The organism is Microbacterium sp. HA-8 (assembly GCF_046111165.1).
GTDB lineage: Bacteria > Actinomycetota > Actinomycetes > Actinomycetales > Microbacteriaceae > Microbacterium.
The window spans coordinates 3,063,662-3,076,473 of sequence record NZ_CP162025.1 but is presented as its reverse complement, the minus strand read 5'-3'; the positions used below and the strand labels follow the sequence as shown (position 1 = coordinate 3,076,473).

Sequence of the window (12,812 nt, the reverse complement as noted above, 5' to 3'; positions counted from 1 at the left end):
TCTCCTATGACTCGTGTGTTTCGGGCGGGTGGTGAGCTACTGCTGGAGTCTGCGGATGCTGGCGCGAATCAGTCGCGACAGCTCGATGCCCTTCGGGTCAGCTCCCCCCGGGAGCTGCATCGGCATCGGCACGTAGCCGAAGGCCAGGTCATGGACAGGGTCGGCGAAGGCGAGGACACCGCCCGCGCCGTCGTGGCCGAAGGCGCGGTAGCTCGCGAAATCCAGCCGCGGATTGGGCTTCACGTAGACGATGGCGAACGACGTGGGCAGGACCAGTACCCGGTCGGGGCCGACGGACTGCTCGCGGCTCATCTGCTCCGTCGTCGTCTTCGACAGGAGGGGCTCGGCCCCGGGGCCGCCGAGGATCGCCTGGTAGAGGTGGGCGAGTCCTCGGGCCGAGCCGATGCCGTCGATGGCGGCGAAGCCCGACGCGCGCATCCGCCGGCTGTTGGGGCCCATGTCGCCCCCGGCAGGCGGCAGTTCACCGTGCAGCACGTTGAACGCGAGGGCCTGGATACCGTCGGTGGACGAGGCCCGTGCGCTCAGCTCGGCGGCCTCGGCTGGGGTGGGCGCGGGCGGCAGAACCTCGCGGAATCGGGGCTCCTCGGACTCGGGGAAGCCGAGATAAAAGTCGATCTCGCGCGGTGCACGGATTTCGGTCTCGTACACCTCCTGCAGCGATCGTCCCGTCAGCCGCCGGACGAACTCCTCCATGAGGATGCCGATGGTCAGCGCGTGATACCCGTGCGTGGAGCCGGGCTGCCACTGCGGAGCCGTCGCGGCCAGCCTCGCGGCGGCCCGCGCGGAGTCGATGAACTCTTCGACCGCGAAGCCGTCGTCGACGCCGACGAGGCCGGCGCGGTGAGAGAAGACCTGGCGAACGGTGATCTCGCCCTTGCCCTCGGCGGCGAACTCCGGCCAGTACGTCGCCATCGGCTCGTCGAGATCGAACAGACCCCGCTCCAGCAGCAGACCGATGACGGTGGCGGCGACGCCCTTCGTCGCGGAGAACACGCCGGTGACGGAGTCTGCCGCGAGGTCCGGGCCGCCGGTCAGATCGACCACGGTCTCTCCGCGCCAGACCGCGGTGATCTGGGCGCTGAATCGGGGATCGGAGAGCAGCATCGCATCGAGCGCGTTCCTGACCGATTCGAACCCGGGCGCGACGTGCCCTGTCGAGAGTCGAGTCTCGACCGCGGGACCGGGAGAGTGCGTGGCGGGTGATTTCATCATTGAACTCCGAGACGGATCGCGAGGCGACCGGGTTGCATTGAGAGGAACTATGACACGGCAATGGACGCGCGTCAAACGCATTGTCTAGAATGAGGCAGCATCCTGATCGCGTCATGACGCAATAGGCTGACCGCACGCTGATGGGAGGTCGCGAGTGACGTACTACTACCACTCGGTCGTCGACTCTCCGCATCTGCCCCGAGATCTCGAGCATGAATCGGCGCCCAGCCTCGTCCTTCTGCTGATCGGGGAGTTCTGGCGCTACAGCCCGAAGCTTCCCATCCCGTCGGCCGCGCTGGTCGAGCTCGTCGCGCCCCTGGGGGTGTCGCCCGAAGCCGCGCGCGCAGCCCTCAGCCGTCTCGCGCGTCGGGGCACACTCGAGGTCTCACGGTCCGGACGCAACACGGCCTATGCCCTCAGTCCCGACGTCGCGGCCACTGTGCCCGTCAGCGAACGACTCACGATGTCCTTCGGCCGCGAAGAGCGGACCTGGGACGGGGAGTGGACGGTGGTCGTCTTCTCACTCAGCGAGCAGGAGCGTGACCGCCGGCAGCGTCTTCGCGAATGGCTTCGCTGGCTCGGATTCGGGCCGGCACGCGACGGTGTGTGGATATCGCCGCACGCCGATGTCGCCCTGATCGAGAAGTCGCTGGGCGAGCATCTTCCCAGCGACGGCCTGATCTTCCGTTCGTCGCACATGGTGGGCGACCTCGATCCGCACGAGCTCTGGCCGCTCGCGGAGATCCGCCAGGTCTACCTGGACTTCATCGCGGATCTGCGCCCGTTCGTCTATCGGCTCCGTGCCGGCGAGGTGGCGCCTGCCGAGGCGCTCAAGATCGCCCTCGTCGCGCTCGGCCGCTGGCGGGGGTTTCCCACTATCGACCCGGATCTGCCTGCGCCCTACCTCCCCAGCGACTGGCCGCGGCGCGAGGCCCGCCGGCTGTTCGTCGCGGTGTACGACGCCTGCGTCCCGCTCGCGAATCGTTACGTGCGCGGCGTCCTGGAGCGTTACGATGCCGCACTCGCCGAGACGACGGGTGCCTTGACCGTCGAGGGGGCCCTCGCCCACTACGCCGCGCGGGAGGACGCGCGCGACGCGACGGTCATCGCGCCGCTCGCGACCGGTTGACATCGTGCGGTGGCGAAGAACGCCAGGCGACTGATGGCGCCGCATCTGGCACGATGAGGGCCATGAGTGCGTCGTCCCGTGAACCGGAGCCCGCGGATCTGCCGTCCAAGGTCATCCGCGCGAGCTTCGCCACCGAGCAGGCCGTCTACGGGGTCATCCTCGTCTCGGGGATGATCGTCGTCGCAGGCATGCACCGGGCCACCTCGCTGCAGGTGCTCCTGACCGTCGTCGTGACGGTCCTGGTCTTCTGGATCGCTCATGTCTATGCCGGGCCGGTCGCCCACCACGGTCTCTACGAGCACCGCGAGCGCTCGTCAGGACGTTGAGCACCGCGGCGTTCGGCCTCGTCATGGTCGTGCTCAAGGCCGTCGTGCACTGACCTCAGCCGCTGATGCGTCCCGTGATCGAGAGATCGGACATCTCGACGGTCGCCGTCTGCACCGGCGAATACGGATAGATGCGGATGCGCACCTCCTTGCCCGTCAGGGCGAGCCCCGTGACGCTGAAGGCGCTGAGCTTGGGTCGTTGCGTCGCGATCGGCTGTGAGAGCAGGGTGGTCGGTCGGCCGTCGACGACGGCGACGATGACCAGACCTCGAGGCTGCGCATCCCCGCCTCGGGCGGCCTTCAGCTGGATCGACTCGACGGTCACCGTCGATCCGGCCACGGCCGGGGTGAGCACCGTCTCGACGTAGGCGGCATTCGTCTTCGGCGTCGTGGTGGTCGGGTTGGTCTGCAGCAGCTTTCGACCGTAGGCGGGGGTGTAGTCGCCGTATTTGGGTGCGGTGCCGAATCCGCTGCCGGTGATCGGAGTCACTCTGACCCCCTGGCCGGACGACGACGGCGCGGAGCCGCTCAAAGCGAAGCTCGCGAGGGTCTGGGAATCGCCCGTGACAGGTGCGGGGGCGAGGGCCGCGGGGGCTGCCGTCGCCCGCTGATCCGCCGAGGCGACGGAGGATGCCGTGGGCCCCACGCCCGCTGCGGCCTCTGCCGCGTAGAGGTCGCGAATGGCCTGGACGGCGGGTTTCTCCCGCGTGATCGTGCCCTTCGAATCGTTGGCGAAGATGCCGAAGTAGGCCTCGAACGGTCGGAGGACTTGCGCGGTGGGATGTCCTCATCGGCGTACACGAACGCGTGCGTGATCCAGGGGTACTCGTCGCGCAGATACTCGAGCACGCCGGTGATGCGCACGGCCTGTCCCGCCTCGCTCTGTGCCACCCGTCCTGCACCCCATGAACCATTTCCCTTCGCGCCGGGGACGGTGGTGGTGCCGAACTCGCTCAGCCACACCATCGCGGGCCAGTGCCCGTGCTCCTTCATGACGCTCTCGAGGAAGGCGTACCGGGAGCCATCGCCCTGCGGGTCGTAGTTGTGGAAGCTCACACCGTCGGATGCCGATGCGTACCCGCCCCTGTAGACGTCCTTGAGCCAGGTCTTCCAGTTCGACGCGTACACGTTCTCGCTGGCGCCGATGATCTGGAATCCGGGATCGACCGACTTGAGTTTCGGGTAGGCGTTCTTGGCGGCCGCCGCGTAGGCCGCCCCCGACACCAGGCCGTTGCTCTCGTTCGGGTGCTCGAAGACGACATCGTCGGGGGTGAGGCCGTGTTTGGTCTTGACGTACTGCGCGAGGTCGCGGACGAAGTCGCCGTAGCGCGCCTGTTCGGTGGCGTTCAGGGGCACCTTCTTGTTGTAGACGGCACCCCGGAACGACGCGCGCAGCAGCACCTTCATTCCCGCCTTGCGGATGGGGACGAGGTATTCGTCGACGTTCGCCCGCCAGTTGCCGTCACTGTTGAAGCCCACGCGTGCCCAGACGGTGCCGGGGGTCATCTCGCCGAGGGTGGCGTAGTGCGCCGGCGAGACGGGCCCCGAGAGGGCCTCTCCGTTGAGGGAGAAGCCCAGCGCCGGCAGCGTGCCCGGTTCGCGTGTGCTCGCGTGCGCCGTGCGGCTCGTGTCCGCGGCGCTCGCGACGGGAGCCGCCAGGGCGCCCATGACGACCGCGGCGGCCGTGGCGAAGATGAGGGCCCTTCGGGTGGCTCGGGTCAGAAGCGGGGGGAGTGTCATCGGTCGCAAGTCTCCTTGGGGTGGGTGCCGCCGGCCGGATGATTCTCCCTCACGCTAGCGACGTGAGATGACGGGCGTGTGACGCGAAACCCCGTGAGGCACAGAGCGCACATCGCCGGGCACGGGGATCCCCCGGATCACGCGAACGGCCGGGCGGCCTCGAGGATGCGCCGCAGGCACTCGATGGCGGTCAGCTCCGCGCCGGCATCGCGCGGCGGGCTGAGGCGCTCGGGAACGAGCCGCGCATACTCGTCGAGGCCCGCCTCGGCGGTCGCGAGCAGATCTGGGGCGTCCGGGCTGCCGACGGGCGCCGCCACGAACGCACCGGTCGCGCGGATGACGGCGGCGAGCTCGTCGCGGTGTGCGGCGCCCAGCAGCGGCGATCGCTGCTCGTGCATGCGGGCGAGCACATCGGCCAGGTCGCGGGTGAAGAACACGATGCGCTCGATCGCGCGGAAGCGCGCGGTGTTCTCGCGCTGCTGTTCGCGATGGCGGATGCTGCGCGGATTGCCTTTGCGGCTCACATCGCCCTCGCGCACGTCGTCCGCGACGTCGGCGGCGGTGTCCGCGAGCGCGACCATCGCCTCACCGAGTGCGTCGCTATCGAGGGCGCCATCGGCGACGGCGCCGGCCATGGTGTCGAGATCGCTCGCGATCTGGTCGCGCAAGGCCGAGAGCCGCTCGCCGGCGTGCCGCAGGCGCAGGGGCGGCGCGATCAGCACGTTCACGAGCATGCCGACCAGCACACCGAAGCCCATCGTCGCGAGATACGAGATCGAGAATCCGTCGGCGTCCGAGCCGCCGAGCATCAGCACGAACAGCCCCGCGATCGCGATCCAGTCGCGACCCACGCCGAGGGCGCGCCCGCCGCCGAGCAGGACACCGACGCCCACCACGAGCGCGAGGACCGGCAGCACGGGCACGCCGGCACGAATGAGGAGGATCCCCGCGACACCCAGCACGATGCCCACGGCGAGCCCCATCAGGGCCTGCAGTCCGGAGCGTGCCGAGGCCGCCAGCGTGGGATACATCGCGACCAGCACGCCGAGCGGTGCGTAGTAGGAGTACTCGTCGTCGGCGAAGGGGATCAGGGGCGCCAGCCACCACGCGATCACGGCCGCACCGGCGGCCTTCGCCGCCAGCAGAAGCTGGGCGGCATTCACGACCTGGCCCGCGGCGGTGCGCGCCGACCGGCCGATCCTGGAGGGTGCGCGGGCCATCATGCTCAGACCATGATGCCCCTCGCGGCGCGGATATCGCGTTAGCGCGATGCCTGCGCACGCAAGAAAAGCCCTCCTGCGCCGTCGTCTTCCCCAGTCGTCGGCGCAGGAGGGACTTGTCTTGTTTCCCCCCGAAGCGTGTCGCCCCATCGCACGCCGATGAGACTGGCGATGCAAAGTCCCCACTTCACATCGTTGAGATCGGGTATGGGAAAAGCTACCGGACCGGCAGTGTTTCTGTCCACCGAATGGGGGACAAAAATGTGGGTACATCTGATCCCTTGCGATCGGCCCCGCGACGGCGCTCGCGATGGTGCGGCGGGGCGCCGCGGGGGTGCCGGGACGCGCCTCTAGAGTGCGGTGCATGACCGAGGATCGCTGGGAGAAGCTGACCTACTGGCCGTTGATCGCGGCATCCCTGGTCTTCACCGTCGCCTACTCCTGGCAGGTCATCGCCGAGCTGCGCGGCCCCGACCGACTCGTCACCGAGTCGCTGATCTTCATCACCTGGCTGATGTTCGTCGTCGACTACGTCGTGCGCCTCTCGCTCGCGAGCGAGCGCGGACGATGGTTCCGTCGCCACATCTTCGACCTCGTCGTCGTGCTGGTGCCGGCCCTGCGACCGCTGCGGCTGCTGCGCGTGCTGACGGTGTTCCACGTGCTCCGCCGTACGGCGGGCTCGGCGCTGCGCAGCCGCATCATGATCTACGGCGCGGCCGCGGCGCTCATGCTGATCTATCTGGCGGCCCTCTCGGTGCTCGAGGCCGAGCGTGCCTCGCCCGAGGCCAACATCACGAACTTCTGGGATGCGCTGTGGTGGGCCTTCGTCACTATCACGACCGTCGGCTACGGCGACTACACGCCGGTGACCTTCCTCGGTCGCCTGGTCGCGGTGGGGCTGATGATCGGGGGCGTCGCGGTCGTGGGAACGGTCACCGCGACGCTCGCGTCGTGGGTTGCCGAGCGCGCGGCCCGGGGGCACGAGGACGAGCTGCCGGCGACGCGCGCGGAGATCCACGAGATGTCGGCGCGACTCGAGCAGGTCGCGCAGATGTTCGGCGCACCGCCCGCCCGCTCGCCGCGGCCGGCGGACGCCGGGCGCGCACCCGACGCCGACCCGGCGTGATCGGGGGCGCCCCGGCGCTCCACTAGGGTTTCTCTGCGGCCCGCTACCCCGGTCGTGGGAGGGCGGATGATGAGCGACGATCCAGCACGGGCGATCGACGAGCGGACGTGGGGAGCGCGTCGAATCCTCACGCACCTCGGGATCGGGCTGTTCGCAGGACTGCTCTCGGGCATGTTCGGCGTCGGCGGCGGGGTGGTGATCGTGCCGTTGCTGGTGCTGCTCGCGACCTACCCGCAGCGCCGCGCGACGGGCACCTCACTGGGTGCGATCGTGCCCACCGCCACCGTCGGCGTCATCGCGTACGCCCTGACCCAGGACGTCGCCTGGATCCCGGCCCTGATCCTCGCCGCCGGCGCCGTCGTCGGCGCCCAGGTCGGCAGCTGGCTGCTGCCGAAGGTGCCCGTCAAGGCGCTGCAGCTCGGCTTCGCCGGCTTCATGCTCGCGGTCGTCGTCAGCCTCTTCTTCGTGGTGCCGGTGCGCGGCGAGCCGTTCGATCTGACGTGGGTCACGGGTGCGGGCCTGGTCGGCCTGGGACTCATCACCGGGGTGCTGTCTGGCCTTCTGGGCGTGGGTGGCGGAATCATCGTCGTCCCCGCACTCATGCTCCTGTTCGGCACGAGCGACCTGATCGCGCGCGGGACGAGCCTGCTGATGATGATCCCGACCGCCATCTCCGGCACCATCGGCAACATCCGACGCGGCAACATCGACCTGCTGGGGGCGCTGCTGGTCGGCGTCGCGGCGTGCACCACCACCGCGCTCGGCGCATGGATCGCCAAGAGCATCGACCCCTTCACCGGCAACATGATCTTCGCGGTGTTCCTCGTCTTCATCGCCGGGCAGATCGTCTACCGCGCGTTGCGCCGCAAGGGCTGACCACGGCCCGGTCGCGACCGCTCGGTAGGATGGCCGGGTGTCAGTGAACCCCGAGCTGGTCGGGCGGGTCTTCCCGCCGACCGCCCCCTACCTCGTGGGTCGTGAGAAGGTGCGCGAGTTCGCCCGCGCCGTCTTCGCGACCGACCCCCAGCACGCGGATCCGGCCGCCGCGCAGGCCCTCGGGTACCCCGACATCGTGGCCCCGCCCACCTTCGCGATGGTCATCCAGGACCTCACGCTGCAGCAGCTGCTCGCCGAGCCCGACGCGGGAATCGCGCTCGAGCGCACCATCCACGCCGAGCAGCGCTTCGCCTACAGCCGCCCGATCGTCGCGGGCGACGAGCTGCGCGCCACCCTCACCGTGACCGGCGTGCGCGCCGTCGGAAAGGGGGCGATGGTCACGAGCGAGGCCCGGGTCGTCGACGCCGACGGTGCGCACGTCGTGACGGCGACATCCATCCTGCTGATCGGAGGCGAGGACGCATGAGCGCAGCCGACCTGCCCGCCGTGGGCGAGATCGTGGCCGAACGCTCGGTGCATCTGACGCGCGAGTCCCTCGTGCGGTACGCCGGCGCCTCGGGTGATTTCAACCCCATCCACTACCGCGACGACGTCGCAGCGAGGGTGGGTCTTCCGGGTGTGCTCGCGCACGGGATGCTGACCATGGGTCTTGCCGGGGCGACGATCGTGCCGTGGCTCGGCGACGCCGGTCGGATCACCGACTACGGCGTGCGCTTCACCCGCCCCGTCGTCGTCGACGCCGAGACGGGCGCGGACGTACACGTGGTCGCGACGCTCGCGCAGTTCGACGCCGAGGCCCGCACCGGCCGCATCGATCTGACCGTGACCTGCGCCGACACGACGGTGTTGGGCAAAGCCCAGGTGCGCGTGACGTTCGCCTGATGCCCGAATTGACCCCTCGGCCGCTCGCCGAGCTGACGACACTGCGAACCGGCGGCGTCCCCGAGCGCCTCGTCGAGGCGGACACGCGCGACGCCCTCGTCGCCGCGCTGCGGCAGGCGTGGGCCGCGCGCGAGCCGTGGCTCGTGCTGGGCGGCGGCTCGAACCTCTTCGTCGGGGATGAGGAGGTCGAGGGCACCGTCGTGCTGGTGCGCACACGCGGCATCGAACAACTGCCTTCGCCCCGCGAGGGCCACGTGCGCCTGCGCGTCGCGGCCGGACACGACTGGGACGAACTCGTCGCCTACACCGTCGCCGAGGGCCTCGCGGGCATCGAGGCGATGTCCGGCATCCCCGGCACGGTGGGCGCCGCTCCGGTGCAGAACATCGGCGCCTACGGGCAGGAGATCGAGCAGACCCTCATCGAGGTGGAGCTGATCGACGAGGCCACCGGCGAGGTCTCGATCCTTCCCGCGGCGCAGCTCGGGCTGGGCTTTCGCACCTCGGTCCTGAAGGCGCACTACGGGTCGGTCGCGGAGCGTTCGGCCGTGATCCTCTCGGTCACCCTCGAGCTGCGGGCCGTCGGTGCCGGTGCCTTTCCCGTGCGGGGCGAGCAGTTGCGCCGTGCGCTCGGCATCGACGCGACAGCATCCGTCACCCTGGCGTGGATCCGCGACCATGTGCTGGCCACCCGCGCGGCGAAGGGCATGGTGCTCGACGATGCCGACCCTGACACCTACAGCGCGGGGTCGTTCTTCCAGAACGCGATCGTGTCGACGTCCTTCGCCAGGACGCTGCCCGATGAGTGCCCGCGGTGGCCGGTCAAGCCCGACATGGACACCGTGACCGTGATCCCGCTGGCGACGTGGGATGGCACCGTGCCGCAGCCCTCGGGCGCGGCGCCCGATGTCAAGGTCAGCGCGGCGTGGCTCATCGAGCACTCCGGGCTGCGCAAGGGGTTCAAGCTTCCGCGCTCGCGGGCGGCGCTCTCGAGCAAGCACGCCCTCGCGCTGACCAATCGAGGCGGGGCCAGCGCGGCAGAGATCGCCGAGCTCGCACGCTTCATCCAGGGCCGGGTGCAGTCCGAGTTCGGGCTGATCCTGCAGCCCGAGCCCGTCCTGCTCAACGTCGAGCTCTAGCTCGTTCGCCGAGCGCACGGGTTGTCGCCGAGTGCACGTCCTCCCCGCGCGGGCGAAGTCGTGCACTCGGCGACACGCCGTGCACTCGGCGGCAGATCAGGCGAAGAGACGCTGCAGGCGCTGGATGCCCTCGAGGAGAGCGTCGTCGCCGAGCGCGTACGACAGGCGCAGATACCCGCTCGGACCGAACGCCTCGCCGGGGACGACCGCGACCTCGGCCTGTTCGAGGATGAGGTCGGCGAGCTCGAGGGAGGTCGTCGGCGTCACTCCCGCCCACTCGCGCCCGAGCAGACCCGTGACGTCGGGATAGACGTAGAACGCGCCGAGCGGGGTGGGCACCGAGACGCCGTCGATCTTCGACAGCTCGCCGACGATGAGGCGGCGGCGGCGATCGAACGCGGCGCGGAAGGCCTCGGCCTCGTCCTGCGGACCGGTGAGGGCCGCGGCCGCGGCGCGCTGGGCGATGTTGTTGACGTTGCTCGAGAGGTGCGACTGCAGGTTGCCGGCGAGCTTGATCGCGTCGGCCGGACCGACCATCCAGCCCACGCGCCACCCGGTCATGGCGTAGGTCTTGGCGACACCGTTGACCAGCAGCGTCTGACCCGCAAGCTCCGGCACGGCCTCGACGATCGACACGGCCCGGGCACCCTCGTAGACGAGGTTCTGGTAGATCTCGTCGGTGATGACCCAGATGCCGTGAGCGAGCGCCCACTCGCCGATCGCGGCCGTCTCCTCGGGCGTGTAGACGGCGCCGGTGGGGTTCGAGGGCGAGACGAACACGAGCACCGTCGTGCGGTCGGTGCGGGCGGCCTCGAGCTGGTCGACCGTGACCTTGTACTCCTGGTCGGCGCCCGCGAACACCTCGACCGGCACGCCGTCGGCCAGTGCGATCGCCTCCGGGTAGGTGGTCCAGTAGGGAGCCGGCAGCAGCACCTCGTCGCCGGGGTTCACGACCGTCTGAAAGGCCTGATAGACAGCCTGCTTGCCGCCGTTGGTCACGATGATCTGCGAGGGTGCGACCTCGAGTCCCGAGTCGCGCAGCGTCTTGGCGGCGATCGCCTCGCGGAGCACCGGCAGACCCGCGGCCGGGGTGTAGCGGTAGTTGGCGGGGTCGCGCAGGGCCGAGGCGGCAGCATCCACGATGAAGGGCGGCGTCGCGAAATCGGGCTCGCCCGCGGCGTAGGAGATGACGGGGCGACCCGCCGCCTGCAGGGCCTTGGCCTTGGCGTCGACCTTGAGGGTCGCCGACTCGGCGATGGCGGACAGTTTGCGGGAGAGCGGAGCGCGTTCGGTCACGCGTTAGAGCGTAGTCGGCCCCGTTCGCGGATGACGTGAGGGATGCCGGGGGTCCACCGAATGGGGGATGCCGACTCCTGCGAACGGACGCTGTCGCAGGTCTCGCCCCGGCGGCAGGGTGGAGACATGGACACGAATGCGGTGCGGGTGCGGAACCTGCGCAAGAGCTACGGAGATCGACATGTCGTGGACGACGTGTCGTTCGATATCGCGCGCGGCGAGACCTTCGCGCTTCTCGGACCCAACGGCGCGGGCAAGTCCACGACCGTCGAGATCCTCGAGGGGTATCGTCGGCGCACCTCCGGCGAGGTCTCGGTGCTGGGTGTGGACCCCGCACGCGGCGACCTGGACTGGAAGGCGCGCCTGGGCATCGTGCTGCAGGCGCACGGCGAGGCGGGATTGGTCACCGTGCGCGAGCAGCTGCGGCAGTTCGCCGGCTACTATCCGCGTGCTCGCGACGTCGACGAGGTCATCGCGGCGGTGGGGCTCGAGGCGCAGGCGAACACACGCATCTCGAAGCTCTCGGGAGGCCAGCAGAGGCGGGTGGATGTCGCGCTCGGCATCATCGGACGCCCCGAGCTGCTCTTCCTCGACGAGCCGACGACGGGGTTCGACCCGCACGCGCGGCGAGAGTTCTGGGAGCTGATCCGGGGTCTGAAGGACGACGGGGTCACGATCCTGCTCACCACCCACTATCTCGACGAGGCGGCGCAGCTCGCCGACCGTGTGGCCGTGATCGCCGCCGGACGCCTGCGTGCGATCGGCCCCGTCGCGACGTTCGGGGGAGAGCGTGCGACGACGCCGATCGTGCGCTGGATCGAGGCGGGGGAGGTGCACGAGAGGCGAGTCGCCGAGCCATGGGCCTTCGTGACCGCCCTCGCCGCACGTCTGGGTACCGAGCCCGCCGGGCTCGAGATCCGTCGCCCGAGCCTCGAGGACATCTACCTCGAGCTCGTCGAAGAACCCCCGACATCCCCCGCGCCCGCTGCGGCGCCGACCGAAGGAGCACGGCGATGAGCGTCGCGACCCTGGGCGTGTGGCGCGCCCGATACGAACTGCGCACCTACTTCCGCTCGGCGGACACGCTGTTCTTCACCTTCCTGTTCCCCGTCGTCATGCTGGCGCTGTTCAGCACGATCTTCGGAGCCGACGGCGACTTCCAGCCCGCCCCCGGCGTGCCCGCGCTGCCGGTGGCGCAGATCTATCTGCCGGGGCTGATGGCCGCGGGCCTGCTGCTCTCGGGGTTCCAGAACCTCGCGATCGACATCGCGATCGAGCGCACGGAGGGAACCCTCAAGCGCCTGGGCGGCACCCCGCTCTCGCCGGTCAGCTACTTCCTCGGCAAGATCGGGCAGGTCCTCGCCACCGGCGTGCTGCAGGCGGCACTGCTGCTGGGTGTCGCGACGCTCGTCTTCGGGGTGGAGCTGCCCCGCGACGCCGCGGCCTGGGGCACGTTCGCGTGGGTCTTCGTGCTCGGCATCACGACGTCAGCGCTCCTGGGCATCGCCCTGTCGTCGCTGCCGCGGACCGGAAAGAGCGCCACGGCCGTGGTCGTGCCGATCGCCCTCGTGCTGCAGTTCATCTCGGGCGTGTACCTCTTCTTCTGGCAGCTGCCCGAGTGGCTGCAGAACATCGCGAGCATCTTCCCGCTGGCGTGGATGGCGCGCGGCATGCGCGCGGTCTTCCTGCCGGAGGAGTACGCGGCGCTCGAACCCACCGGCGAGTGGGACCTCGGCTGGGTGGTGCTCGCGCTCGCTGCGTGGCTCGTCGTGGGGCTCGTGCTCAGCCGCCTCACCTTCCGGTGGATCCGGCGCGACGCGTAGCCTG

General features: G+C 69.9%; 14 protein-coding genes. 9 read left to right on the top strand and 5 right to left on the bottom strand.

The annotated features are described in order from the left end of the window. Positions 1 to 36 precede the first annotated feature (36 nt). Positions 37 to 1,233, bottom strand: a complete 1,197-nt coding sequence (locus tag AB2L57_RS14620) for a serine hydrolase domain-containing protein (protein WP_409047436.1) — start codon at positions 1,231 to 1,233, stop codon at positions 37 to 39. A 154-nt stretch (positions 1,234 to 1,387) separates the two neighbouring features. On the opposite strand from AB2L57_RS14620, the gene AB2L57_RS14615 reads away from it, so the two are divergent. Together AB2L57_RS14615 and AB2L57_RS14610 are read left to right on the top strand one after the other, a co-directional pair. After that, positions 1,388 to 2,362, top strand: a complete 975-nt coding sequence (locus AB2L57_RS14615) for a PaaX family transcriptional regulator C-terminal domain-containing protein (protein WP_292814294.1) — start codon at positions 1,388 to 1,390, stop codon at positions 2,360 to 2,362. 62 nt (positions 2,363 to 2,424) lie between these two features. Then, positions 2,425 to 2,688: a hypothetical protein gene (locus tag AB2L57_RS14610; protein WP_409047435.1), complete on the top strand. Its 264-nt coding sequence runs from the start codon at positions 2,425 to 2,427 to the stop codon at positions 2,686 to 2,688. Positions 2,689 to 2,743: 55 nt separating this feature from the next. Here AB2L57_RS14610 and AB2L57_RS14605 read toward each other — a convergent pair whose 3' ends face one another. From AB2L57_RS14605 to AB2L57_RS14595, 3 genes are all read right to left on the bottom strand, one after another. Next, positions 2,744 to 3,178 (bottom strand): hypothetical protein, encoded by a 435-nt coding sequence (locus AB2L57_RS14605; RefSeq protein WP_409047434.1) that lies wholly within the window; start codon positions 3,176 to 3,178, stop codon positions 2,744 to 2,746. Positions 3,179 to 3,216: 38 nt separating this feature from the next. Next, positions 3,217 to 4,428, bottom strand: a complete 1,212-nt coding sequence (locus AB2L57_RS14600; RefSeq protein WP_409047433.1) for a hypothetical protein — start codon at positions 4,426 to 4,428, stop codon at positions 3,217 to 3,219. Positions 4,429 to 4,565: 137 nt separating this feature from the next. Further along, positions 4,566 to 5,651 (bottom strand): FUSC family protein, encoded by a 1,086-nt coding sequence (locus tag AB2L57_RS14595; RefSeq protein WP_292814286.1) that lies wholly within the window; start codon positions 5,649 to 5,651, stop codon positions 4,566 to 4,568. Between the two features lie 361 nt (positions 5,652 to 6,012). Between AB2L57_RS14595 and AB2L57_RS14590 the strand changes: the two genes are divergently transcribed. The 5 genes from AB2L57_RS14590 to AB2L57_RS14570 all read left to right on the top strand — a co-directional run bounded on the left by AB2L57_RS14590 (position 6,013) and on the right by AB2L57_RS14570 (position 9,689). Continuing rightward, on the top strand, positions 6,013 to 6,774 hold the full coding sequence (locus AB2L57_RS14590) for a potassium channel family protein (RefSeq protein ID WP_292814283.1): 762 nt from the start codon (positions 6,013 to 6,015) through the stop codon (positions 6,772 to 6,774). A 69-nt stretch (positions 6,775 to 6,843) separates the two neighbouring features. Continuing rightward, positions 6,844 to 7,650, top strand: a complete 807-nt coding sequence (locus tag AB2L57_RS14585; protein ID WP_292814280.1) for a sulfite exporter TauE/SafE family protein — start codon at positions 6,844 to 6,846, stop codon at positions 7,648 to 7,650. 37 nt (positions 7,651 to 7,687) lie between these two features. Then, positions 7,688 to 8,137: a MaoC family dehydratase N-terminal domain-containing protein gene (locus AB2L57_RS14580; RefSeq protein WP_409047432.1), complete on the top strand. Its 450-nt coding sequence runs from the start codon at positions 7,688 to 7,690 to the stop codon at positions 8,135 to 8,137. Continuing rightward, a complete protein-coding gene (locus AB2L57_RS14575; RefSeq protein WP_292814275.1) occupies positions 8,134 to 8,553 on the top strand; it encodes a MaoC/PaaZ C-terminal domain-containing protein in 420 nt (139 codons plus the stop codon). Before AB2L57_RS14580 ends, AB2L57_RS14575 begins: the two co-directional genes overlap by 4 nt. Next, positions 8,553 to 9,689 (top strand): UDP-N-acetylmuramate dehydrogenase, encoded by a 1,137-nt coding sequence (locus AB2L57_RS14570; RefSeq protein WP_292814273.1) that lies wholly within the window; start codon positions 8,553 to 8,555, stop codon positions 9,687 to 9,689. Before AB2L57_RS14575 ends, AB2L57_RS14570 begins: the two co-directional genes overlap by 1 nt. Positions 9,690 to 9,785: 96 nt before the next feature. On the opposite strand, the gene AB2L57_RS14565 is transcribed toward AB2L57_RS14570, so the two are convergent. Next, a complete protein-coding gene (locus tag AB2L57_RS14565; RefSeq protein ID WP_409047431.1) occupies positions 9,786 to 10,985 on the bottom strand; it encodes a pyridoxal phosphate-dependent aminotransferase in 1,200 nt (399 codons plus the stop codon). A gap of 126 nt (positions 10,986 to 11,111) precedes the next feature. Between AB2L57_RS14565 and AB2L57_RS14560 the strand changes: the two genes are divergently transcribed. Together AB2L57_RS14560 and AB2L57_RS14555 are read left to right on the top strand one after the other, a co-directional pair. Continuing rightward, complete coding sequence (locus AB2L57_RS14560) at positions 11,112 to 12,002, top strand: ABC transporter ATP-binding protein (RefSeq protein WP_292814269.1); 891 nt, start codon at positions 11,112 to 11,114, stop codon at positions 12,000 to 12,002. Continuing rightward, positions 11,999 to 12,808: an ABC transporter permease gene (locus tag AB2L57_RS14555; protein WP_409047430.1), complete on the top strand. Its 810-nt coding sequence runs from the start codon at positions 11,999 to 12,001 to the stop codon at positions 12,806 to 12,808. The genes AB2L57_RS14560 and AB2L57_RS14555 overlap by 4 nt, the downstream gene beginning before the upstream one ends. Positions 12,809 to 12,812 lie beyond the last annotated feature (4 nt).

Coding starts and splice junctions, on each gene's coding strand:
- AB2L57_RS14620 (WP_409047436.1), bottom strand. CDS start 1,233: ATGATGAAATCACCCGCCACGCACTCTCCCGGTCCCGCGGTCGAGACT.
- AB2L57_RS14610 (WP_409047435.1), top strand. CDS start 2,425: ATGAGTGCGTCGTCCCGTGAACCGGAGCCCGCGGATCTGCCGTCCAAG.
- AB2L57_RS14600 (WP_409047433.1), bottom strand. CDS start 4,428: ATGACACTCCCCCCGCTTCTGACCCGAGCCACCCGAAGGGCCCTCATC.
- AB2L57_RS14595 (WP_292814286.1), bottom strand. CDS start 5,651: ATGATGGCCCGCGCACCCTCCAGGATCGGCCGGTCGGCGCGCACCGCC.
- AB2L57_RS14590 (WP_292814283.1), top strand. CDS start 6,013: ATGACCGAGGATCGCTGGGAGAAGCTGACCTACTGGCCGTTGATCGCG.
- AB2L57_RS14585 (WP_292814280.1), top strand. CDS start 6,844: ATGAGCGACGATCCAGCACGGGCGATCGACGAGCGGACGTGGGGAGCG.
- AB2L57_RS14575 (WP_292814275.1), top strand. CDS start 8,134: ATGAGCGCAGCCGACCTGCCCGCCGTGGGCGAGATCGTGGCCGAACGC.
- AB2L57_RS14570 (WP_292814273.1), top strand. CDS start 8,553: ATGCCCGAATTGACCCCTCGGCCGCTCGCCGAGCTGACGACACTGCGA.
- AB2L57_RS14560 (WP_292814269.1), top strand. CDS start 11,112: ATGGACACGAATGCGGTGCGGGTGCGGAACCTGCGCAAGAGCTACGGA.
- AB2L57_RS14555 (WP_409047430.1), top strand. CDS start 11,999: ATGAGCGTCGCGACCCTGGGCGTGTGGCGCGCCCGATACGAACTGCGC.